This is a genomic window from Streptomyces sp. NBC_00009 (assembly GCF_045040855.1).
In the GTDB taxonomy this organism is placed as follows: Bacteria; Actinomycetota; Actinomycetes; order Streptomycetales; family Streptomycetaceae; genus Streptomyces; species Streptomyces aureus.
Window position 1 is genome coordinate 8,751,175 of record NZ_CP108312.1, and the last position, 24,222, is coordinate 8,775,396.

Genomic DNA, 24,222 nt, shown 5'->3' on the forward strand with positions numbered 1-24,222 from the left:
CCTTCAAGGCGGCTAGTCGACGGGCAGAGAGAAGATCTCGGACGCCGGTTCGTCCAGCCGGTCCGGATCGGGCGGGCTGCTGAACAGGACGACCGAGGCGCCTTCGGGCAGCAAGGGTGCAATCAGCTCGAAGGTGCCCCGGGGAGCGTCGACGGGGAGGGCGACGAGACCGCCGTCGTCCTCGGGGCCCGGGACCTCCCGGAGGACGGCGATCGGCCGGTGTCGGCCACGCCGGTACAGCACCCGGCCGGCCGCATCGCGGAGCTCGTACCAGAACCCGGCGCGGCCGTGGGGGGAGTCGTCGGGATCGGCGGCGAGCGGCGCGGTCATCTCCAGGTCCTCCCGCGAGACGAACCGGACGACCGGGCCGCCCTGCGCCCAGTCCGCGCTGTCGTAGGAGAACGTCAGGCGCATGCTCCTGGAGCCGGACGGGCCGGAGGGGGTCGGGGTGGGCGGCGGCCCGGCGAGCGCGACCCAGGTCTCGGGGGTCACGGTTCCGGTGACGGTGAGGCCGTGGGCCATCTGGAAGGTCTGTACCGCGGTCTCCGTCTCGGGTCCGTACTTCCCGTCGTCGTCGAGGGGCGGCTCGGGGCCCTGCTGGTTCAGCAGGCGCTGGACGACGGCCACCGGCGGCCCCGTCATGGGCGGGATACGGGGGCCGGGCTCCAGGAGGGGGAAGGGCGCAGCCACGGCGAGCGCGAACCAGACGGGTGTGTCGATGTCGTCCCCGGGGGTGAGGATCGGTCCGGCGCGGAAGGTGTGTACGGCGGCTTGGGTCAGGACGCCGAAGTTGCCGTCGACGACGAGGGTGGGCGCTGCGGCTCCAGCGGCGTTCAGCAGGCTCTGGGCCAGCTTCACATGGCCGTCGACCGCGTGCGGGTCGGCCATCAGGGCGAGGGTGGGCAGCAGCGCCCAGTCCAGGACCTCCGCCAGCGGTGCGTCCCCGACGGGCTCGCCCTGCCTTGGGTTGACGTGATGAGGGACGGTGGTACTGGCCGGCACGAAGGCATCGCCTCCCGCGTAGTCGATGGCGATGACGCTGTCGCCGAGCGGCAGATCGCTCGTGGTGATGCTCGCCCGCCCCTGGTCGTCCACCTCGGCGGTACCGAGGGGCGGTCCCTGCTGGAGCGAGAAGATCACCGTGCCGCGGGGCGGGCCCGCATCGGCGTCCGTCGGGCGCACCAGGGCGTTGAGGGTGACTTCCTGCCCCTGCTCGGACGGGGTGGGTGCGGTGGGGGACGCGACGCTGTAGCGGCCGGCCGCCGAGTAGGGGAAGGTGACGGTGCCGTCCCGCTCGAAGTCGAACCCCGTCCGCAGGACGCCGTTCACCGTCTGCGGGAGGTAGCCGCGGGCGGGCAGCAGGGCGTAGAGGATCTCCCGGGGGCCGCGGCGGTTCGGTGGTGGGCCGGGGGTGGACGCCGAGATGTTGCTCAGCCCGACGAGGTCGCTGTCCGCGGCCGTCGCGTCGATCAGGACCGGGTAACCGTGCAGGACGAGCGTGTCCGCGACCGCCGACGCGAAGCCGGCGAACTCGAAGTCGACGTAGACGTGCCCGTCAGGGTCGACTCCGAACTTCAGGTCCGCGACGAGTCCGGATCCGGGCTGGAAGCCGTAGCCGTCCGCCGGCAGGAGCGTCAGCTCGTTCACCGACGCCCGCGGCAGGAACTCGTCCGCCCGGGCGATTCCCAACGGCAGCAGGTCGTGGGACAGCGCGGTTCCGTCGACACGAATGGTGCAGCCGGTCAGCACGAGCGTGTCTCCCACGGCCGTGGCGAAGCTGGCGAACTCCGGCGCGACGCTCACCTGTCCGTCCCGGCCGACAGCGAACTTCAGGTCCGCGACGACTCCCGACCCCGTGTAGAAGCCATATCCCGTGGCCGGCAGCACCGTCAGCTGATGCACGGACGTACGCGGCAGAAAGCTCATTCCGGCGCCAGTCGGTTCCACGTCGCCGCTCAGCGCCGTTCCGTCGACGTGAATCGTGCGACCCCGCAGAATGAGCGTGTCTCCCGCGGCCGTGGCGAAGCCGGCGAACTCCGGCGCGACGCTCACCTGTCCGTCCCGGCCGACAGCGAACTTCAGGTCCGCGACGAAACTCGACCCCGCGTAGAAGCCGTAGCCGTCCGCCGGTAGCACCGTCAGCTCGTTCACAGACGCACGCGGATGGAAGCTCAGCCCGGAAAGGCCGGTCGGCTCCACGTCGTGGGACAGTGCTGTTCCGTCGATGCGGATCGTGCGGCCCTGAATGGTCAGCGTATTGCCGGACGCCGAGGCGAAACCAGCGGCGTCCGGATCGAGTTGGATCGAGCCGGTGACAGGAAGCGCGAAGGCCAGGTTTCCGTTTCCTCCGCTGAGGCGGTATTGCTGGCAGGGCAGCAGGACAAGATCGTGGGGTCGGTCCGCGGGCAGGGGCAGGCCGCCGATCTCCAGTTTCAGCGCGTGGTCCAGGGCGGTGGCGTCCAGGTGCACGGGCAGCCCGCGCAGGGTCAGGCGGCGGGTGCCGCGGCCTTCGGCGACGCCGTCGAGTGCCGCGTCGAAGTCGAGCGTGCCGTCCGCGGTCACCGAGAAGACCACGTCGGAGGCGGGGGCGGAGCCCTGTTTCAGGTGGTACGTGCCGGGGGCCGGTAGCGTCACCGGGGGCGGCGGGGTGACCGAGCCGTCGATCGGCCCGGTGCCGGCCTCGGGCACCGTGAACGACGGCGCGGTGAGACGCGAGGTGTCGATCTCGATGTCGGGCATCGGCTGCTCCCTGCATCGGGCACGCTTCCCGGTGTCGGGCAAGCGTCAGAACGGTGTGGTGCCGCGGATCTCCAGGCGCGGCGCGGTGTCGACCCGGGTCTGCTGGGTGGCCCGGCGCAGGACGGCGGGGTCGGCCGGATCGCGGGTCCAGCGGTGGATGAACCCGTCCCAGCCGCCGGTGATGATCTCCCTGCTGTCGGGGGTGGCGGTGATCGCCCAGACACTGGGGTGACCGGTGGCCATGGGCGTCCCCACGGGCTTGCCGGTGGTGCGCTGCCAGCGGCGGACGGTGCCGTCGTCGCAGCCCGCGACGATCTCGCCGTCGGTGGTCAGGGTGAGGACGCGGACCGGGGCACCGGCCACGAGGGGGTCACTCAGCGGGCCGCCGCTCCCCCGGTCCCAGCGCCGCACCGTGCCGTCCCGGCCGCCGCTGACGATCTCGCCGCCGTCGGCGGTGACGGCCACGGCGGGTACGGGGCCGATGTGACCGTCGAAGCCGGCCAGGAGGGTGGCGTCGGTGCGGTGCCAGCGGCGCACGGCGCCGTCGTTGCCGGCGGTGACGATCTCCTCGTCGTCCGGGGTGAGGGTCATCGCGCGGATGGCCCCGTCGTGGGCGTTCAGCGGCGGGGCGAGGGAGGTGCCGTCGGTCCGGTTCCAGCGCCGTACCGTGCCGTCGTAGGCGGCGGTGAGCAGTTCGGCGCCGTCGGTGGTCTTACGCAGGGCGAGGATCCAGTCGTCGTGGGCGGGGAAGGGGTCGGCCACGGCGGCGGAGGTGGTGCGGTTCCAGCGGCGCAGGCTGCCGTCGCTGCCGGCGGTGACGATCTCGTTGTCGTCGGGTGTGAGGAGCATCGACCAGACGCTGCGCTTGTGGGCGACCAGCAGGGAGCAGAGTGCTTCGCCGGTCTCCCGGCGCCAGCGCAGGACGCGGCCGGCGGCGTCGGCGCTGACGAGTTCCGATCCGTTCCCGGTGAGGGTGAGAGCGCTCACCGCGCCGTCGCCGTGGTTCATGGCGTGGTCTCCTTGGCGGGGAGCACTGCGTCGAAGGCCAGTTGGGAGGCGGCCTCGCCCTGCCCGGCGCGGGAACGGCGTCCGACCCAGCGGTAGTGGTGGCCGTCGTGGCCGCGCACGGTCACCGGGACCCGGCCGGCCGTCACCCCGGAGCGCGGGATCTCCTCGTCGCGGAAGTACACCCGGTGCACTTCCGGCTCCAGCAGCCGTCCGCGTGCCTGGGTGCGCACGGTGCCCTGTGCGGTGGGGAGGGTCATCCGCCCGCGCCGGAACCGGATCGCGGCCGAGCCGGGTACGAGTGGGACGGGGACGAGCGGGATCCAGTGGTAGGGCACGGACGATTCGAGCTGGTAGGCCAGGGCGCCGGGAACGTCCGACGGGCCGGGCGGGGTCAGGTCGGGTGTCTCGTCGGCGCGTGGGCGGGGCTTGCCGGTCGCGCTCTGCACGGTGCGTTCGATCGCCCAGGCGAGGTTGGCCATCTCGTCGCGGACGAACAGCACTTCCTCCACGGGCGGTCCTTCGATGCGGCCCGCGGCCCTGGGCAGGAGCGGCAGCAGGGCCGGTCCCGGGCGGCGGGATCCGGCGACGCCGAGCCGGAACAGGGACCAGTGCTCGTCGCCCGCGGCCTGAAGGGCCAGCGGGTCGCCGAAGGTGTCCACGACGGTGAGGTCCGTGACGCCGTGGACCTGCCCGACCTCCAGCTCCAGCGGGACGACCCAGTGGTCGTTGCCGTACACGTTGGCGAACTCCACCAGCAGCAGCCGGGCGAGGTCGGCCACGCCGGCCTCGATGGAGGGCAGGTTGACGGTGGTGTCCTCGAACTCCCACCAGCGCTCGGCGGGCATGCCGGGGTAGGTGGCGCGGGTGGGCAGGACGGTGCGGGTGGACGAGCCCGGGGTGGTGAAGGCGGTGGCGGCGGCGTCGATTTCGAACTGGTAGCCCTCGGCGCCGCCGCCCGGGTATTCGGGAGCGGTCAGGGTGATGCGCTGATTGCCCCGGGAGGCCTCGACGGCGAAGTGGTGCTCCAGGCGGTCGCGCACCCAACTGGAGTCGGCCGGCGGGGTGTGCTCGGCGGCGAACCAGGACTTCCATGCGGTCGCGGCCTGGTTGAAGGCGGTCAGCTGGGCCGGGCTGAGGCCGGTCGGATGCCAGCCGGCGGCCAGTCCGCGCGCGAGCTTTCCGCCGTGCGGGGCGCGAACCAGCAGGACCTGCCCCAGCGTACGGCCCGCGGGGTCGGCCTCCGGCTCGCCTGCGGGCTCCCCCGGGGAGGCGCTGTCGAGGAGGGGGAACTTGGCCAGTGCCTGGTCCGTGACGGAGTTCTGGACGCCGGTGGGCAGCGCGCCGAGCTGGTGGAGGAACCGCAGTCCGGCCCGCGCGGCGGTGCGCAGCGGCAGCTCCCGGTCCGCCGGGTCCGGGCCGCGGCCGGCCTCGGCGAGATACTCGACGGGCACGCCCGGCGGATACGGCACCGAGGGTGCGGTGTCGCCGGGCCGGAACCGGTCCACGGTGGCCGCCGCCGTGGTGAGCGAACAGCCGACCGGTGAGCCGCCGTCCTCGCCGTGAAACTCGGCGAGTTGCCGCTGCCTGGCCAGCAGGAAGAGCGGGTCGGCGATCCGGGCCTGGAGGGCCTCGTCGAGCTGTCCGCCGGTGCCGCTCGGCCGGACGTTCGGCTCGATGCGGTGGAACTGTGCGAAGACCGCCTTGTCGTCGGCCATGCTCAGGCCTCCAGGTCTCTCAGCTTGGCGATGACGCCTGCGGCGATGTGGGTCTTCAGCATGTCCTTGAGGTCGATGCCGGGGAAGGACCCGAGGGCGTCCTGGGGCAGGTAGACGGCGGGCAGGTAGCGGCCCAGCCAGCCGAGCGCCTGCAGGTCGACCAGGCGCAGTCCGGTGAGGTCGAGTGCCTCGCGAACGGTCTCGCTCAGCAGCTCGGCCGTCCAGGGGTGGCCCACCTGTGGCGGTACGGCGAGCAGCACGGCCTGGGGGGCGCGGGCGCCGGGGGCGTCGTAGTGGAAGGCGACTCCTGCCGTCTGTCGCCCGGCCGGGATCAGTTCCGGCCATTCGTCGACGACAAGGACGGCCACGGGGTGGGTGAGGTCGGGGGCGGCCAGGCCGTGCACGGCCAGGCCGGTCGCCGAGGGCAGGCCCGCCGTGCGGGCGGCGCCGACCCAGTGGTCGTGGGCGGTGAACGGGGTCTGCCCGATCCGCAGCGCGAAGTCTCCGCCGGTGCCGACCGCGTCGGTGTGCAGCAGCAGGTCGGCGAGGGCCGAGGCACCGGGCCGTACGGCCGCCGTCCGTTCGAGCCAGTCGCGCGGGATGGTGTCGTCCGTGCCGCCGCGGTCCAGGCCGGGCCCGAAGGACGCCGCGAGCGGGGCGGGGGCCGGTGCGGTGGTCAGGCCGACGGCGCGGAACCCGGGCCCGAAGACCGCCTGCAGGGCGGCCACCGCGGCCTGCGGGCCCTTACCGGCCAGTGCTTGCGCGGCGAGGCCGAGTCGGGTGTCGGCCTCCTGCTGGGCGGCCCTCGCGCGCGCGGCCGCGTCGTCGGTGTCGGATGGGGGTACGACGATTCCGTAGGCGGACAGACGTTGCAGGTCAGCGGCGTCCTTGGCGAGCTTCAGACCCGCCATGGCGCTCTGTGCGCGGCCGCGCAGCTCGGTCTCGTCGGGGGCCTGTGTGGGCGGGTTGGCGGCGGGTGCCAGGTCGGCGGGCGTGCCGGGCCGGCCGGCGGCGAGGACCGCGGCGACCGCACCGGCCAGCGCCTCGAACTCCTGCAGGGACACCGTCGAACGCGGCCAGTGGGCGTCCCGCCCGTCGAGCAGGTCGGCCACGGCATCGCCCGGCAGGTCGGACGGGCGGTGTGCGGTCAGGGCCTGGCTCAGCGCCGCGCGCAGGCTTCCGGCGGCGGTGAGGGCCACGATGTCCAGCGCGCACGGGTCGGTGAGCGGCCAGGGGTGCTGGCGGGTCGCCGCCGGCGTGGGGTGGCCGGGCCGCCGCCAGGCGACCTGGAGCCGGATCCGGTCGGTCCGCCCCAGCTGATGGCCGGCCCACGCGTCGAGCAGCGGTTCGGCGAGCGCGCGGGGCCGGGCGCGCTGGGCCGGGCCGTCCCAGCCGTGCGACAGGGGCACGTCCTTGGGGACGACGATCAGGATCCGGTGGGTGATGGCGGTGCCCTGGTCAGGGGTGTCGAGGATCTCGGGGCGGGGCGGTGCCTGACCGCCGGCGGCGAGGCTGTCCAGGGTGGCGCCGGCCCGGTCCGGGTTGCCGTTCGCGAGCTGGTGCACGCTCTCGGCGAGCAGCAGGTCGCCGACGGCGTCGATGTCGTCGTGCAGGGCGTCCAGTGCGGCGCGGACCGCGGGTACCTCCCGTGTGGCGTCCAGGGGCGGATGGACGGTGGGCGTCAGTTGGCTCAGCGCGGCGTCCACGGTGAGGGCGCCCACGGCGGCCCCGTCGGTGACATCGTGCGGAGCGACGAAATCCGTGGCGCCCGGGGCCTGGTGGTGCACGGCCCGCAACGGCCACTGTGTGCGCAGCGGAGCGATGACCCGGTCGAGTTCCAAGGGCTCGGTGGCGCTCTCCCGGGCCTCGTGCAGCCGCCGTTCCAGGCGGTAGCCGAGCAGCGCGCCCAGCGGCTGCCCCTGGCGCACGCCGTCCAGCACGGCCATGGCGGCCCGCATCCGGCTGGAGGACAGGTTCACGGCGAACGCACCGGGGTCCGACGGGTGGGAGAGGACGCCGCTGTGCAGGACGGCGGAGGTGGTGGCCTGGGCGAGCGAGGGCGCCAGGACGAATCCCTCGCTGCGGCGGCCTTCCCTCGGTGAGAGGTTCTCCACCCATCCGTAGGCGCCGAGTTGCACCCCGGTGGGCCGGCGGGTGGCGGATCGCATGGCCTTCAGGCGTACGGTCGCCAGCGAGGTGATCCAGGCGTCGAGCCGGTGGGAGGCGAGGTCCAGGCACTCGCCCAGGAGGCGTTCCAGGACGGTGAAGGGATCCCGGCCGGCGTCGTGCAAGTCGTGGACCCGGGTGGACAGGTAGCGCAGGGCGGCGTCGACCTGTGCCAGGCGCACGCTCCAGGGGCGTTCGGCGCTGAGGGCGTCGAGGACACCCCGGTGGTGGAGGGCGGCGACCTCGACGGCGGGGGCGAGCAGGACGCGTGCGTCGTTGATGGCGTCGTGCACGGTGGGTGCGGCGGCCTCGGCAACGCCGGGCAGGGTGAGGCCGAGGGTGGCCTTGAGGGTGAACGGCCTGAGGGCGAGGCCGGCCTGGGAGGCGAGGGTGCCGGCCGTCGAGGGTGCCAGCAGGACCTCGGCGAACCGCAGCCGTGCGTCCGTCACCAGGTGGTTCGCATGCGCGGCTCCGGCGGCGGCATGGCCGTACTCCAGGTTGGCGGTGTGCCGCAGCAGCGCCTCCAGCAGGGTGCGGGCCCGGGCCGGGCGCACCAGGATGTGCAGGGTTTCGAACCGGTCGACGACCTCATCGAGGAATCCCGCGAGTTCGTTGATCGGGTCGGTGCCCGGGGGCAGTTCCGTCAGTCGCGTGGCGGGCATCCACAGGCGGTTGCTGCGCGGCTCGTTCTCGTGGTGGGAGATGACCGGCTCGTAGTCGATGCCCAGGGCCCGGTTCAGGGCGGTGGACAGACGGGACTCGGGGCCGAAGCCGCAGTCCTGTACCAGGCCCAGGACGCGGTTGGTGTAGCAGGCGTTGAGGGCACCGCGCACGGCCCGCACGTCCCAGGACTTCGATACGGCTGCGAGGCCCAGGGCGCGCAGGACGTCCCGTTCGGGCTTGGGCAGGGCGAGGGTGTCGCCGGGCTGGTCGGGTCCGCCGACTCGCGGCATGCTGTCGACGCCGACCTCCCAGAACGGACGCAGGGTGGTCAGCACCCGGTGCAGTCCGGCGAGGTGGCGGTGCTCGCCCTGTGGGTCGGGGCTCCAGCGGCGCATGACGGTGACGGGCAGCAGGCCGTACGGCTGCTTGCCCAGGCGCAGGGTCGGCAGCGGGCCACGGGCCCGCACGGCGTCCGCGTGGTGCAGACGCAGCCACTCCAGGTCGATGCCGGTCTCGTCGGTGTGGCTGTCGCTCTCGAGGAGCTGGTCGAGGAAGAAGTCGCCGGTCGCGCTCCACAGGGCCAGTTGCAGGGCGCGCGCGTCAGCCTGCTCGGGTTCGGTGCCGCCGGGCAGGGCGGCGCCGGCTTCCTGCGGGATGCCGAGTGCCGAAGCCAGGCAGGTGGCGTTGGCCCACGGATCGGGAGCGGAGGGTGCCGGGGCGGCCGCGTGCAGCAGGGCGTCGACGTCGGGAGGGTCGTTCCGCGGGTGGTGAGGGTCGGGGATGTTGTTGGTGGGCGTGTCCTGCAGGACGTAGGCGGCCTCGCCGTCGCGGGCCCGCCCGGTGAGCAGTCGGGCCAGCCGGTCCGCGGAGATCTGCGGGTCCATGGAGGCCGACACGCCGAACGTGACGACGCGCGAGAGCAGGGGGCGGAGGTCCGGATCGTAGCCGGGCCGGTCGAGGGGCACGGTGAGGGCGAGACCGTTGTCGTGGGCGGCGGAGAAGTCGGTGAGCCAGCGCAGGCCGGGGTCGGTCAGGGGCGTGGTGGTCGCGCCCGCGGGGGCGGCCGGCGCGTCGGGGTCAGGTCTCACCTGCACGGTGTCCGGTACGGCCTCGCCGCGGCGCTCGCCGACGAGGATCTCGCCGTCCGGGGTCTGCTGGAAGGCCTGGACGATGAACTGGTCGGGGAGAGTGGAGGCGGTGGCCGGCCTGTTCCAGCCGCGGGAGCGGGTGGGAATGTCGGATGCGGCGGGCCAGGACGGCTCGGGACCCGCCACGTCGTCGGCCAGGGGCAGTTCGGGGCGGTCGTCGGCTTTCGGGGTCAGCACGGTGACGATCCAGCGGGCGCGGGCCGGGCCCAGCGTGCCGCACAGTTGCTCCCAGGCGCCGAGCCGGATACGGGCCCGGTCTCCCGCCGGGTTCTCGGTGCGCCCGGCCCGGAAGACGATGCGCCAGTACCGCTTGCCCTGCTGGATCTCACCGTCGGTGAGGAGCGGTTCATGGCTGTCGACGTGGATGTCGTCGGGAAAGATCCGCACCTGGAGGGTGTCGGGCCGGCCGCCGTCCGGCCGCAGCCGGGTCTCCAGGTGCACCGGGGTGAGCATGAGGGGCACTTCGGGATCCAGCCGGGCGAGCAGTGCGTCGGCGTCTGCCGTGCCGACGAACTCGCGCAGCGCCTGGTGGAGGGCCTGACGGGCCGTCTGGAGGGCCTGGTAGGCGGCCCGTCGCTGGTCGGGCGTGGCCTCGGGGCCGAGACCGGCGCGGCGCTGCTCGGCCTGAGCGACGGCCGCGCGCAGCGGTGCGAGGTCGGTCATCCGGTCTGCCTCCCTAAGGCTGGGACGGTGTGGAGCAGCCGTTCGCCGGCATGACGATCCGTGCGGCTCCTGGAAGCGGAGTGGCGACCTGGACTCGCTACGGACCCGGCCCGCCGCCGTCGGCTTGCGCCCCGCCGACCTGGAAGAGGACACCGTCGACGATGCTGCCGCCGACGAAGGTCGGGACCAGGGTGAACGTGACGGTGGTGAAGGCTCCGGCGAGACGGACGCTCCCGTTCGAGTCGTCGGGCCCGGGTGTGTCGTCCGGCCCCGAGACGGTGTTCGCGGTGACACGGAAGTGCGCGTCGCCACTGAGCCGGGCGACAGCCGTACCCGGCGGGGAGGTGACCGTCAGGACCGACCGCAAGGATCCCAGGTGGAAGACCGGGTCGTGCAGCACGGTGCCGAAGTCGAGGGTGAACGCGTGGTCCGCGCCGCCACGGATCTCCAGCAAGCCGGTGGCGGCCAGTCGCGGGGTGAACTCGGGCCTGGCGAATGCGGGAGAGGCGTCATGGAAGTCGAAGGCGGTTCCCATCGGTCCGGAGAGCGTCACCTGGTGACCGTGCAGTGTCCCCACCGCCCTGTCCGGCCCGGCCGATGTCCAATGGACGAAGTCCAGCGCGGACAGCGGCGGTTGCGGGCTCAGGAGTCGTTCGGCGGGCATGACCACCCGTACGGGCTGCTGGAAGCACTGCCGGGCGATACCGGCGGCGCTGTCGCCCCACACCAGATCACCGAGGGCGACGTTGGGGCGCCGGTCTCCCGGAGCGTGCCTCGCGTCCTCGAACTTCAGGCGCGAGTCGAAGAAGTGGCTCCAGTCCAGGTTGTTCCAGTCGTCGGCGTCGGTGGGCGGTACTGTCTCGGCCGGCGGCACGTAGGTGCGGCCCCACAGGCCGGGCGGCGGCGGGCTGGCGAGGACCTGGTCCGTGGGATCGTCCAGGCCGAAGCGGGGTTCGGTGGGCTGTTCGGCGATGACGAAGCACCAGTCGTGGCCGAGGATCTCGCCGAGCCGCAGGTCGAAGCCGAGGAACGCCGTGTCGGGGTCCAGGCCGCCGCGGAAGATCGGGTGCTGGGCGTGGGCGTCGTCGGGTTCCCGTGCGCCGTCCGGTGCCGGCGGCAGCAGAGGAGCCGCGTAGACGAGGGCGCCGGGGTAGCGACGGAGCAGGGCGGTGCGCAGCAGGAGGACCACGCGGTCGGCCGGGACGGTCAGATGGGTGCCGAGAGGGGAACCGGTCTGCCACTGGTGCAGGGGCGGCATCTCGGCGCCGGTGCCCCAGAAGGAGGCGAAGTAGGTACCGCGCTGGTCGGTGGGGTATTCGCGCCACCGCAGTTCGCGGGCGAACTCGTGGTTGAGGCCGACCATGTACGACGCCACGAAGGCGGGGTTGGTCACGGCGAGCGCGGCGCTGTCGGGGGGCACCTTGTTCAGCCCGGCCAGCATCCACTCGGTGGACTGACCGGCCAGCGGGCGCCACATGGCGTCGGGGTAGGTGGGCGCCCACTGGATGGGGGCGGTGCTGTCACCGGGGGCCGGGTGCTCGATGCGGGAGCCGACGACGGTGTCCACGGTGGTGTGGGGGTGGATCTGGTCGGTGACGGCTGCGTGGGCCGCGGGTGCGGGGAAGGGGTCCCGGGGTGGGAGGGGCGCCACGTCGGCGGGACGGAAGACCTGGTCGTGTGCGCCGACCACCATCCCGTGGGTGTCGCCAGGGGTGAGGGCGAGGACGGAGGGCGCGGGCAGCCGGTCGGCGAGGCCGGGCAGGCTTCCCTGCCCGAGGAAGCTGCCCAGGGGGATGCCGCCGCCCTGTTGCCAGCCGGCGAGGATCTCGCCCAGCTTCTCGGGTGTCCACACCTCTCCGTCGGGCGGGGCGCCGTCCGTGAGCCGTTCCCAGCCGCCGGAGCAGTCGGCGCGCCAGATTCCCGCGACGCCGCTCTCGTCCCAGTCCCACGTGCCGGGGCAGGTGCCGTGGAAGGTGCCGTGGGCGGTCTGCGACCGCCAGATGCCGTTGAAGGTGCCGTCGGAGGTGTCCGACGGGTCGTCCCACCCGCCAGCGGCCAGGCCCTGCCAGGTCCCGTGGTCGTCGGGGGTCTCCCAGTTGCCGGTGAAGACCAGCCGCCAGCCGCCCTGCCTGCCCAGGGTCGGGTTGTCCCACACGCCCGAGAAGACGCCTCGCCAGCTGCCGGGGCCGGTGCCGCCGGGGCCGAAGGTGCCACGGGCCTCGCCCTTCCAGCTGGAGCCCTCGGTCGACGGCCTCCACGGACCGGACCACATGCCCTTGAAGGTCGTCGTGGTGGTGCTGTCCGAGGTGGTCAGCAGGCCGGTGGGGGCGGTCCGCCCGGACGGGAAGATCAGGCTGCCCTGCGGGGTGAGCCGGGTGTCGGCGAGGAATTGGGCGGGTACGCCGAGTTCCCGTACGGTGCCGAGCCGGAAGACGGCGTCGAGCGGGGTGGGCTGCAGGGCCGGCACGGCGGCGAGTTGCGCGGTGGTGAGCTCGCGGGTCTGCGCGCGGCGGATCACCTCGCCGGCCAGAACCTGCCAGGCGGGCGTGGTGATGGTGGACACGCCGAGGGCGGCCCGGACGGCGGGCAGCCGGTCGGCGAGGACCACGCGTTCCGGTGCGACGGCGAAGGCGACGGTGCCGTCGGGACTGCGGGGTGTGACGGCCAGTCCGGTGCCGGTCGCCGCCAGTTTGGTCAGCGTGGTGGCGAACGGCTGCTGAACCGCGGCCCCGTTCTGCTGCTGGGCGACGAGGGTGACCCGTCTGCTGAGCAGGCCCAGCGGACGGACGGCACGCCGGAAGGTGGTCGTGGCCATCGCGGTGGGCAGGGCGCTGGCGTGCACCGTGCTCGCCAGTGTTACCGCGCCGAGCAGCGTGCGTGTACGCAGCGGTGACGCGAGGTGGAGGAACTCGTCCGTGGTGAGCGGCCGTACGTGCCGCTCGTGGAGCCGGGCGCCGACCAGCCGGGCCAGCCGGGCCAGGTCCAGGAAGCGGTTGGCGGCCCGCACGTCGGCCAGCTGGGTCCAGGCCGAGGCCATGAGCTGCTCCTGCTCGCGCTGGACGGTACTGGTGCCGAGGCCCGCGGCGACGCGCCAGCGCGGGTCGAGGTTGAGGGTGTCCAGCCAGCCCGCCGATCCTGGTACCGCCTTGGCGAGGAGGGCGTGGAACCGGCCGTACAGCGGAGGGGCAACCTCCGGGTCGTCGTCGCTGTCGTCGCTGTGGACGCCTTCGAGCGAGGCGGCGAGGGCGCTCTGCCACTGTGTGCTGTGCGCGTCGACCGGCCAGGGGTCGCGAGGGCCGAGGTCGGGGCTGCACAGGGCGCTCTCGACCTGCTGGACGACCGGCCCGGGACCGGGGTCCTGCGGCCTCGGCCGGCTGATGTCCATCGGCCTGCGGCCCGCTCCCCCGATGGGGCGGCACCGGAGGCGGTCGGCGAGGGTCTCGAAGTCCCCGGCCTCCCCGGTGGAGAAGGTCCACGAGTGGTACACCGGCAGGTCGCTGTCCGCGCCGGCACTCCACGCGGGGGCCAGGTCTCCCCCGCTCTCGTTGTGCCCGGCCCGCCGTCCGGCCTCGAACGTGGGCACCAGGCAGGCCACATAGTCGGTGTGCGGCAGCAGACGGCGCGGGGCGAGCAGCCGGGAGACGCAGGCGCGCGGGTCCTGCTCGTGGCCGACGACGGTCTGGACGTGCGCCCACAGGTGCAGGTGGGCGGGGTCGGGGAGTTCGGTGCCGGGCACGCGCAGGACGGGGAGCGGCCGGCCGGGCTCCCGCCGTAGCCGGGCGGGCCGGGCGGGAACGCAGACCAGCGCGAGCCAGGGGCGCAGTTCCCCGCCGGACGTGGCGGCGAGGGGCGTGAACAGCCAGGGCAGGTCGGTGCGGTCGAATTCGACCATGGGGAACTTGGTCGTCTCGGCGTCGGGGGTCCCGGGCAGCGGGTACACCCGCACGATCTGCCGGGGATCGAGGGCGCGTACGTCCCCGGGGCCGTACAGGTGCACGGGCACGGGCCGTTCGGGGCGTCCGTTGACGGACGCGAAGGCCGCGAGGGTGCCGCGGACGGGCGTGGTGCGCTGCAGGTCGTCGACGTCCGTCAGTGACGCCGCCGCTCCTGTCCGGTCCCACGAGGCGAACGCGTATCCGGTCATGGCGTGGCCTTCAGCTCGTACGGGGGGACGACGTGCAGCAGCTGCGTGCGACCGGAGGGGGCGTCGAACGACAGCGCGGCCTCGGTGAAGGTGGGTTTGCGTCCCAGCTCGGTGACCTCGGTGAGGGTGTCGACGTCAGCCACGGCGTACGACGGTGCCTTCAGGGCCGTCGGCGCGGGCGGGGAGACGTACCGGGTCCGGTCGGCGTGGACCGCGCTGGTCGCCACCGCCCCGTGCCGCAGCGCGGCGAGCAGGTGGGTCTCGGCCAGCGGCCAGGGGGCGCGCGGCAGGGGCGGGGAGCCGCGCTCGCCGAGCCACTTGGTCTCGTAGCGCACCTCCACGGTGCGGCGGGGCACGCCGCCCCCGGCCGCCGGAGGGGTCAGCTCGCTGCCGGAGCGGAGCTGTTCGAACGCGGGTTGGGTGAGCTTCTCGTCGTCGGTGAGGTCGAAGAAGTCCGCGCGCGCGAACTGCTCACGGACCGGCTGGACCGCCCCGCTGCCGTCGCCGAAGCGTACGGCGACGGCCATGGTCGTCGGGTTCTGCAGACGGCCGGGGCCGAACCGGGTCACGGCGATGTCGAGGGGCACCACGCGCTGGCTGAAGCGGAGCCGGCCGAGCGGGTGCAGCAGCCGGCCGGTGTCCGCGCCGTCGCTCCGCAGGGCGGCCAGGCCGGCCGCGCCGTCGGGCAGCACGGGCTCCCAGGTGCGGGGGTTGTCGAGTTCGCGTTCCAGCAGGGGTGCGATGTCGGGAGCGGGCGGGGCCCCGACGGCACCGGTGCAGGCCCAGTGCTCGTCGAACGGGAAGCTGACGTCGATGAAGAACAGGGAGACGGAGGCCCGTCCGGCGACGTGCCAGCAGGGGGTTGGCCCCTCGACACGGACCCGCAGGTCGACCGAGCACAGGCTGTGGCCGTCGAAGCGGAGGTGGAAGGAGCCGTACAGGTCGAGCACGACGCCGAAGCTGGGCTCCCAGCGCAGCAGTGCGTCGAAGCCGAGCTGTCCGCTCACTCCGGTGTCGGACGTGCCGATGACGGCGGTCAGCGTGGCTCCCGCCTGGGCGGTGCCGGGGGTGACGGCGAAGTATCCGGTGAAGACGATGCTGAGGGCGGGGGCGCCGGCGATGGCGATGGACAGCCGGCGGGGCACCGGGAACGCGTCGGGCTTGGGGAAGCGCGGGTGGAACCCGCCGGCGCTGAGGATGAACGCGGCATCGGAGCCGGTCTTGATCCGCAGCGCGATCCCGCCCTCGATACCAGCGCTGAGCAGCCGGGACCCGGCGAGGTCGGCGACCATCTCCACGAGTCCGGCTCCCGGGTCCATGACTCCCGCCACGGAGGCCCGCAGGTCGAGGATCGGCGCCTCGGGGGCGGGCAGCGCGATCCTGAGCCGGCCGAACAGGGCGACGACACCACTGGGCAGTTCCAGGACGAGTCCGAGGTCGGCGGTCACGAAGGACACCGGGCGGCCCCAGCCCAGCCGGAAGGTCGGCCCGACGACCTGACTGCCGCGCCGGGCAGGGAACACCGAGGCCAGCGTGTCCAGGATTCGCGGCGCGGCCCGGGCCGGATCGTCCGGGAACAGCACATCGTCCAGGTGGCCCGACTGCACGGCCGCCGCGAGGCCGGCGCGGTCGATGGCGCGCCCGATGCCGACGATCCCGCCGACCGCGTTCAGGGTGAAGGCGAGGCCGAGTTCCACGGCCGGCGTGAAGTGGGCGCTGAGGGCGAGCAGGAGCGACGGCTCGCTGGGCCGCAGAATGCCGAACGCCCGTACGTCCACCACTCCCAGGGCGAGCCCCAGGGCGCCGCGGTACTCGTCACCGCGCCGCTCCAGGAAGCCGCTGCCCCGCGCGGGGCCCACCGCCATGCTCAGGCCCATGCCGCTCGGGGGTACCGGGGTGGCCGGGGCTCCGGGGGCGAGCTCGCTGCCGATGCCGTCGAGCGTGGCGTCGGCGAGGCCCAGCAGCGAGGCGCCGAAGGAGGCGGTGAACCGCAGCGCGCCACCGGCGGGCGCCAGATACAGGGCGGGCGCGCGCAGACCCGGTGGTGCGGCCCTCAGCGGCACCGCGAGGCCGTTCTTCCCGCCGCCCTGGAAGTGGACCCCCTTCATGTCCAGCCCGGCCTGGACGTCACCTTCCAGGGCCGACCCGCCCGGGGCGAGCAGGGTGAGCAGCGCGTCCGTGGGCAGGGTGAGCCGCATGCCGCGCACGGAGAGTTGCAGCGCGGCACCCGCGGGGTCGGACGGCACGCTGAGGGTGAGCGTGATGTCCTGCCGTACCTCCAGCACGTCGGCCAGCCGGAGGGTGCCCAGGCGCACGGTGAAGGAGATCTCCGGTGGCAGGGTGACGCCGAGGACCTGGACGTCGTCCGCGGTGACCACGAGGACATCCGGAACGGTGAGGTTCCAGCCCGCGGCCGCGCCGTCCGCCGAGTCGGCGAGCAGCGCCAGCAGCTTGGGCCACAGGTCGCCCGCCTGATCGCTCTGCGGCACGCCGATGCGGGACAGCAGCGCCGAGGGCGTCACTTGCGCCCCCGGCAGTCCGAGCGCCTGAGCCAGCTTGGCTCGCCTCTGCGTGACGTCCAGTGCACCCAGCTGGGGCAGGACTGCGGCCAGCCCGGTCCGCAGCTGCGCGGCCAGATCGGCAACGGTCTCGTTCATGGGGTCACATCCGTGTGCGGCACGACGGCTCCTCACTACGGAACTGACAGTGATCATTGGCCTCGCGGCTCGCGCCGACCGGAGTGCCGTCCGTGCGGACCGCCCGGTCGTGCAGCAAGGAAAGGGCCGTCCTTGTCCGGCCTGGGTGAACGCATCGCTCCGCCCGGCCCGTTCCCCTCCGCCCGGACGACCGCGTGCACTGTGGCGGGTTACCTTGCAAGAGGTGCGGCATGCACCGCCTTCTTCGATAAAAGCACAGGCCGGGATCGGTGTCGACGCGAGAGGGCGGCGCCCTGGTTAGCCCGCAGAGCGGAAGGGGCGGCGGCCGTGGACGGCCTCGAACTCCCAAAGGAAAGCCGTCGGATGTGGCGGCGGCTGACCTGGCAGACGGCAAGGCCGAGGAACGGCGGTGGCGGCCGTTTCCGGGGGCCGACAGGTGGCCAGCTTTCGCCTCCCCGTCGGCTCAGTCGCGGGCGCAGTCACAGGTGCCGCAGGCTCGGCGTGCGTCGTCTGCGGGTGCCTCGCCGGACGGCCTTCACACGGTCGCACCGCGCGGAGTTGAGTCCGAACTGACGAACCGCCGCGCCGCGCCCGGCTCCCACCACACCGCGCCGAGCGCCTGCGCCGCCTCTCAGACCTGACTGGTCTTCAGCTCTTCGGCGGCCCGACCGAAGTGCGGTGTCCCGGCGGTCGCGCCAAAACGACGGCCGCGCGTGTTGGCCCGGAGTCCCCGAGACGCAGTCGCGGGGTCGCCCGGCGAGCCGGTCAGATGGAGCCCGGTCTGGCGCAGCGCCTCGCGGCGGAGCTGCTCCGGATACTGCTTGATGAGCTTGCTGCGGAGATTCACGCTCACAGTCTTGAACGCGTTGGTGTACACGCCGCGATAGCGGTGCGAGCGCACATAGTGGAGCACGACCAGGTCGCGCAGTACCTCGACGTGCAGGGGGTCGGCGAACGGAGTGCCGGCTTGCACGGCCGCGAGCGCGGGGCCACTCCTACGGAGGATCGGTGATCACTGGTCTGAGCGGAGTCGGGCGTCTGGTGTATCTGGCGGCCTTCGTGCCGGATACGGGTGAGAGTGCGGCGGGCTTGGGCGGCGCCTCTGCCGAGTTGAAGGCCGCCATCGAGCCGCAGACCGACGGTTCTACGCGCCTTGACGCAAGCCGGGCCGTGGATGCTCTGTATGCAGACCGCCCTGGGCGCCTGGCCGCTTGGGCAGCGGGACTGCTACGAGCCCAGGCGGCCGGCTGCGGACGAGGAGTACCGGAACGCCAAAGCTGGAAACATGCCCCTTCCGTGTACGTCGTGTGCACGAGGGACCGAGCTATCGCGCCGGCTCTCCAACAGGTCATGGCCGCGCGCTGCGACTCCGTTCGCGAGTCGGAGACGGGGCACTCTCCGTTTGTGGGCCAGCCGGCGCTGGTCATCGACCTGGTCCTGGAACTGCTCGATGCCTCGGACGCACCGGGCCGGGCAGACCGGGGGATTACAACCACGCTATGAGGCGACGGTCCTCGTCGCGGCCATCAACGAGTGGCTGCGACCGGGGCGTTGGAACGTGACGAGCGCTACCATGCGGGCCGACGAGCTCCTTTAATTGGCCAGGTTGGCGAGCCTCCGCAACTATGGTGCTCGGATCACCTGAACACGCATTGTGCGATGCAGGGGCGCACGCGGGACTGACAAGACGTCAGTCTGCCGAAGGACAGGGCCGGACCAATCAGGCCGGTACTGCCGCTCCGGCGTACTCGGCGTTCTCGTTCTGCAATCGACAGCTCTACGCCCCGCTGCTGCGCAGAACCGGCCGCGAACAGCCGGCCGCCCGCGCCCCGACACCCCGAGGAGCCCGCCCGGTGCCCGACGAACTCACCAGCACCGCCGCGGCGGCCATCCGGCTACGACCGGACTTCCGCCCCATCACACTCCTCTCCCGCACCGAGAAGTCCCTGCTCATCGCGGGAGCATGCGAGGACGGACCGGCCATCGCAAAGCTTCTGACCAGCCGGGAACCGCTCTGGGCGGAGAAGTTCGGCGCGGAGATCGAGGCCTACCGATGCTTCACCGACACACCGCCGCCGGTGCGCGTCCCCGCCCTCATCGCCGCAGACGAGCAGCACCGCGTACTGCTGATCGAGCACGCCCCGGGCCGTCCCCCCGTCCCCGGCCGAGACCGGTTCCCGTTGCAGGCCCTGGACCCGGCACACGTCACCGCGATGATCGAGGCGATGACCGACCTTGCCCAGTGGCGGCCTCCCACCGACGTGCTCACCCGGACCCCCGACTACCTCGGACGCCTTGACCGCGATCACCGCCAGGGCTTGACGACCCGGCAGGACCACCAGGCCTTGACCGACCTGCTCCACCAGGTCGGCACCGACCTGGTGCCGGGCCACGGCGACCCGCTGCCGACCAACTTCGTGTTCGGGCCCGACGGACGGACCACGGTGATCGACTGGGAGCACGCAGGACGCTACCTGCCAGGACACGACTTGGCAGTGCTCTGGACCGTCCTGGCCACCACCGCGGAAGCCCGCGCACAGATCGAGGAGTTGGTAGCAGCCGGATCCTCATCCGCCCGTGCCGCCTTTACCCTGAACCGGGCCGTGCTGCTCGTGCGAGAACTCCGCAACCACCGAGCCGTTCCCCCCTCCACCTGGCGGGACAAGCGGGTGGAAGCGATCGATCGTGACTGGCAGGACATCCGCGAGCTGCTCCACGCCCGGTGATTCGACTGGCGGCGCGGGTCCTCGCCATTCAGCACCCGCCCGCCCTTCGTCTGTCAGCATCCGCTGCCGAGCATGTCGAGGATGTGCGGCCACGCAGCAGCGCCCAGGAGTGCGTCAGCTTCGGGCGTGCCGCCGTACTGGAAGTGTGGGGAGGCCGATGCCGGGCTCTCACCCGGAAGACGTGGTCGGTGGCCGGCATCGTGGCGGGCAATCAGTCTCGCCGGGGCGTCGGTCGAGCGTTGGCGTTGCGCCAAGTGTTCGGCGAAGGGCAAAGACGGCCACATCGCGTCGTCGCCACCCGCGACAAATGGATTGGGCCGCTACTCGAGGAAGGGGCGCGGGCCCCTTTTTCGGGGGCGGTCAGGTGGTGGTGCCGTTGTGGGGTGAGGGTTGGCTGGGGCGGTGCTCGCGGAGTGCTTGGAGGATGTTGGCGTGGTGTTCGTCGGGGGAGTTGTTGCTGGTCTGGGTCTGGAGGAGGGGGGCCAGGCGTGTGTAGAGGTCGTCGAGACCGAACATTGCGTCGAGGCCGGCCAGCACACTCTCGTCGATGAGGCGGTGCGGGCGTGATGTGGGGTGGAGGAGTTTGCCCAGGAGGGGGAGGGGTTCCCATCCGTTGTCGAGGCGTTGGCGTAGCCAGGGGCGCAGGCTGTCGGGGTGGGTGTGGCGCCACATCCAGATCAGGTCGGTGTCGGACTCGGTGAGTTCCTCGGTGGGTCTGCCCGTGGTGGGCGTGAGGTGCTGGGCGATCCGCTCGGTTACGGCGTTGCGGGCTTGAAGTGACCAGTCTTCGGTGGTCTGTACTTCCTCGGAGTCGTTGCTGTCTGGGTTGGTAGCGCGGTGCAATGTCCGAGTGGCCAGGACGGTTCCGTCGGGGGTGGCAGCCATGGCGGCCAGTGCTGGGGCTCTTTGTTCCGGTGGGAGGTCGGTGAGGAGGTCCCGGGCCAGGAACTGCAGGCTCATGCCACTGTTGACCAGGCCCATCATTTCCGGTTCGGCGGTCAGTTGCCCGTAGCTGTCTGCTATGGCCTTGAGTAGCGCAGCGGCGGGGAGGCGGATGCCTGCGGTGCGGCGCTGCTCGATTCGGCGGGTGATGCGGTGGGTGTCGTTGCGCAGGCGGAGTAGCAGTTCGGCTGCTTCCTCTCCCGGGGCGTCGGCGGTCACCTGGGCCAGGGCTTGGTCGAAGGCGGCTTCGGGGAGGTCGTCGTCGGGGATACCGAAGACCATGTACCGGTCGAAGTAGTCGGTGCTGCCGATCCCGCGGCGTTGAGCGGCGGCCTTCGTGTCGCTACCGTTGCCGAGGTCCTTCTGGACCGTTGGGAACAGCAGGGCCAGCAGCTTGAGTACGCCTTCGATGTGCTCTTCGGCCACGCTGGCTTCGCGCAGGCGGCGGCGCCAGCGGTCGGCTCGTTCGCCGGGCTGCTGTGCGCTGTGTCGCTGTGCTGGGTCGATGCTGGTGCCGGTCAGCTCGGCGCGGTGCCGTCCCAGGAGCCGGTAGACGCCGGGCTCGTTGGTGCGCAGGAAGGTGACGATGAGGAAGTCGACCAGGTCCACGTTTCCGACGAGGGAGCCGAGGGTGGCGTCGGCCTGCCCGAAGTAGCGTTTGACGGCCCGTGGCGTCTGGAGCCTGGCTTGCAGGTGCCGGAAGTAGGCCTCGGAGAAGCGTCGTTCCTCGCCTGGCGTCATGGACAGGCCGTGGGAGTCCAGAAGGGCGTTGAGTGCGCGGATGCTCATGGCGGCGGCGTCGCGTTCGCGGAACGCGGGAAGGTCGAGCCGTACCTGGATGATCTTTTCCAGGAACTCGCGGGCCCTGGCCTCGCTGTTTCCCACGAGGTCGCTGCGTTGCAGGACGTCCAGCAACGTCTGCTCATCAAAGCTGATCAGGTAGTAGACGTTCGGTAGATGGCCCACCAGACGCACCAGCTTGAAGACCAGGAGCAGTTCGTCGGGGGTGAGGCGGTCCAGGTCGTCCATGACGACGAGGACGGGCTGGCCTGCCCGCCGCAGGGCCTCTTCGGCCTTCCGCTTGGCCGCCGAGGCGCTGGTGTCTCCGCTGATGCGGTCGCTGAAAGCCTTGATCAGGCCCTCTGAGTCGAGGCCCGCCAGCGCGGTGAGCTTGCCCAAGGGGCTGATGGCTTGCCCGAAGCCGCCGAGCGTTTTACGGACTTCTGACCAGCGCCTTCCTTTGGGGAGGGCGGCTCGGACCTCGCTGAAGAGTGCCGCGGTCAGCGTCTCCAGGTCGGAGTACAGCCATGGGTTGAGTTCCGCGATCAGCCAGTTTTCGCGGTCGTCCTGTCGCTGCAGGAGGCGTATCACTTTGCCCAGGACGGACGACTTACCGGAACCCCAGGGGCCGATCAAAGCCAGGACGCCTGCCTCCGTCTGGGCCCGGACACGCCCCAGCAGCTCCACGGCGTGCTGTGCGTACTGTTCACGTCCCAGCAGGTCAGGCCCTTCGTCGTTGAGGAAAGGCTCGTCGTTGAAGAAGCGCGCGTCGCTCATCGACATATCGTGCCGGACCGTATCGCCACCACGCCGCCCGTCGGCGTAGGAGGTCACGCATTCGGTTGGATGTCGATGGTGGTGAGGAGCTCTTGCCGAGAGGGGTGGAGGCTGTTCCAACGGGTGCGTTGCCTGTCGGCCCATCGCTGGAGGGCGGGGGGAGTGGTCCTGGCCGGTGTGGTGGGCGAGCTTGGCTTGCTGGTAGGTGCGTTGCCAGATGTGGGGCCAGGACGGGTTCCGCCACGGGTCGATGGCTTGCAGGGCCCTCACCGCGTGCACCAGCACCGCCAGTAGCGGCAGCGCAGACGCCGCCCCCGCGAAGGCGCCGACCGCCAATGAGTCCAAGGCCATCGCGGACGCCGAGGCCGCGGCCGGCATTTCGCCCAAGCCGGACGCCACCACACAGGCCAAGTACATCCAGGCCCTCACCCGCATCGACGCGGAGATCGTTAACGGCAAGCCGGACAAGGCCGTAAGCCGCGGACGAATCCAGTGCTCGATGATTCACAACTTCCCCAAGGGCAAGGCGAAGCAGGTCCACAGCGCCGAGCTCCGATTCATCTCGCCGAACCATCCCGGCGGGTTCGGCAAGGCCAAGGCTGCGCAGATCGTCGAAGCCGTGCACACGTACCTCTGCCCCAAGTTCTGACATCCCCAAGAACGAACGGCCCGGCGGCCTCCCCAGTGGTTGCCGGGCCGTTCTGCCATGCCCGTGCAGGGGGTGACACCCCATGGCGCGCCCCATCACTGACAAAGACCGCACCGCGGTGCGCCGACTGCACGCCAAGGGCTTGACCCGCAACGACACCGCCCGCAAGATGGGTCGCTCGCCGTCGAGGGTGTCCAAGCTCGCCATCGAGGCCGGCCTCACATTCGACCGCGGGCCCGAGGTCATCGCCACCACCGAGGCGCGCCGTATCGACCTCGTCGCCGGCCGCACACAGCTCGCTCAGGACTTGCACGAGGGCGCCGAGAAGCTCCGCGCCCAACACACCGGTCCTTGCCGTCTGAGGCCGCATCAAGCGCTGAGGGCTGCCCGGGCTCGCGCCGTGCCGCCGCTTGCCGCAGCCCTCTGGTGCCGTTTGGTGACGGAAAAGACGCCTCACGCCCACGCATAGCCATCAGAATCGTGTGTCGCCATACCCACCAGACCCAGTGGCACTACGGGGGAATTCCATGCACCGATCCATCGCGTCCGCGGCCACAGCGGTCGTGCTAGCCGCCGCCCTTGTGGGCGGCGGGGGGTCGGACGGGGACGGTAGCAAGGCCGGGTCAACGAAGAGTGCCAGTTCCAGCGGCGCGGCGTCCGGCGGTCAGCAGACGCCGGACGTCACGCCCAGCAGCACAACGCCGAGTGGCGCGAAGGTCGGTGACACTCTCTCGCTGGAGGGCGTGCCCGGTATGGGCGCCACGGGCCACGTCCAGGCCGACGTCACGCTGACCAAGTACGAGGACAACGCCAAACCGTCGCTGGAGGCCTTCGCAGCCCCCGACGGGCAGCGCCTGGTCGCGGCCAAGTTCACGATTCTCAGCACCGGCGACGCCACGTACGACGATCCCGGCAACTTTGGAGGGAAGGTCATCGACTCGACCGGGAAGGTGTACACCGGTAAGCCCGGTAGCCCCACCGCCGGCGAGTCCTTGGACCTCACCCTGATCCTCCAGCCGGGCGACAAGGCCACCGGCTGGGTGATTTTCAATGTGCCGCAGGATGCGAAGATCGCGGCCGTGACGTACCAGATGGACTCGCTCCTGCAGACCAACGGAGAGCACACGGACAGGTGGACCCTCGCCGCCTGAGGTGTCGCTTCAGCAGCCAAGTCCTCACCGCCACCTGCACGTAGACGGAAAGGGCCGCGTGCCTCAGCTAGCCGTCGATGGGCGCTGGTTGGGTGTTCGTCGTACGGTCGGGTTGGGCGCTCCTGACAGGAACGGCGTTCTTTGGGTGGTCCCGCACGCGTGCTCCGTCGCACGCGTGCGGGACCACCGCTTTGAGCGGGCAGGGTGTTGAGCTTGGTGGCGGAGTGAGGTGGTCCTGCTCGCTGGCCTGGCGGGTGGCGGGTGGCGGGTGGCGGGTGGCGTGAACGGGACCAG

Annotated in this window: 12 protein-coding genes and 1 pseudogene; 5 read left to right on the forward strand and 8 right to left on the reverse strand. The window is 72.1% G+C overall.

Going from position 1 to position 24,222, the window contains the following annotated elements:
- Positions 1-12: 12 nt before the first annotated feature.
- From OHA58_RS39885 to OHA58_RS39915, 7 genes are all read right to left on the reverse strand, one after another.
- On the reverse strand, positions 13-2,739 hold the full coding sequence (locus tag OHA58_RS39885; RefSeq protein ID WP_405475285.1) for a peptidoglycan-binding protein: 2,727 nt from the start codon (positions 2,737-2,739) through the stop codon (positions 13-15).
- A 45-nt stretch (positions 2,740-2,784) separates the two neighbouring features.
- A complete protein-coding gene (locus OHA58_RS39890; RefSeq protein ID WP_405475282.1) occupies positions 2,785-3,747 on the reverse strand; it encodes a WD40 repeat domain-containing protein in 963 nt (320 codons plus the stop codon).
- A complete protein-coding gene (locus OHA58_RS39895; protein WP_405475279.1) occupies positions 3,744-5,462 on the reverse strand; it encodes a hypothetical protein in 1,719 nt (572 codons plus the stop codon). The genes OHA58_RS39890 and OHA58_RS39895 overlap by 4 nt, the downstream gene beginning before the upstream one ends.
- Positions 5,463-5,464: 2 nt before the next feature.
- Positions 5,465-10,102: a hypothetical protein gene (locus OHA58_RS39900; RefSeq protein ID WP_405475278.1), complete on the reverse strand. Its 4,638-nt coding sequence runs from the start codon at positions 10,100-10,102 to the stop codon at positions 5,465-5,467.
- Between the two features lie 97 nt (positions 10,103-10,199).
- Positions 10,200-14,246 (reverse strand): hypothetical protein, encoded by a 4,047-nt coding sequence (locus tag OHA58_RS39905; protein WP_405475276.1) that lies wholly within the window; start codon positions 14,244-14,246, stop codon positions 10,200-10,202.
- A complete protein-coding gene (locus OHA58_RS39910; protein WP_405475275.1) occupies positions 14,243-16,903 on the reverse strand; it encodes a DUF6603 domain-containing protein in 2,661 nt (886 codons plus the stop codon). The genes OHA58_RS39905 and OHA58_RS39910 overlap by 4 nt, the downstream gene beginning before the upstream one ends.
- Positions 16,904-17,534: 631 nt before the next feature.
- Positions 17,535-17,876: a hypothetical protein gene (locus OHA58_RS39915; RefSeq protein ID WP_405475273.1), complete on the reverse strand. Its 342-nt coding sequence runs from the start codon at positions 17,874-17,876 to the stop codon at positions 17,535-17,537.
- 2 nt (positions 17,877-17,878) lie between these two features.
- Here OHA58_RS39915 and OHA58_RS39920 point away from each other — a divergent pair.
- Positions 17,879-18,406: pseudogene (locus OHA58_RS39920) on the forward strand (alpha/beta hydrolase); the annotation flags it as partial.
- A 350-nt stretch (positions 18,407-18,756) separates the two neighbouring features.
- Entirely contained in the window at positions 18,757-19,629 is an 873-nt protein-coding gene (locus OHA58_RS39925; RefSeq protein WP_405475270.1) for a phosphotransferase family protein, read from the forward strand.
- Positions 19,630-19,989: 360 nt separating this feature from the next.
- Here OHA58_RS39925 and OHA58_RS39930 read toward each other — a convergent pair whose 3' ends face one another.
- A complete protein-coding gene (locus OHA58_RS39930; protein ID WP_405475267.1) occupies positions 19,990-22,128 on the reverse strand; it encodes a P-loop NTPase fold protein in 2,139 nt (712 codons plus the stop codon).
- A 250-nt stretch (positions 22,129-22,378) separates the two neighbouring features.
- On the opposite strand from OHA58_RS39930, the gene OHA58_RS39935 reads away from it, so the two are divergent.
- The 3 genes from OHA58_RS39935 (at position 22,379) to OHA58_RS39945 (ending at position 23,928) form a co-directional block, all read left to right on the forward strand.
- Positions 22,379-22,777, forward strand: a complete 399-nt coding sequence (locus OHA58_RS39935) for a hypothetical protein (RefSeq protein WP_405475265.1) — start codon at positions 22,379-22,381, stop codon at positions 22,775-22,777.
- Positions 22,778-22,859: 82 nt separating this feature from the next.
- A complete protein-coding gene (locus tag OHA58_RS39940; protein ID WP_405475262.1) occupies positions 22,860-23,246 on the forward strand; it encodes a hypothetical protein in 387 nt (128 codons plus the stop codon).
- A gap of 58 nt (positions 23,247-23,304) precedes the next feature.
- Positions 23,305-23,928, forward strand: a complete 624-nt coding sequence (locus tag OHA58_RS39945) for a hypothetical protein (protein WP_405475259.1) — start codon at positions 23,305-23,307, stop codon at positions 23,926-23,928.
- The last annotated feature ends 294 nt before the right edge of the window (positions 23,929-24,222 follow it).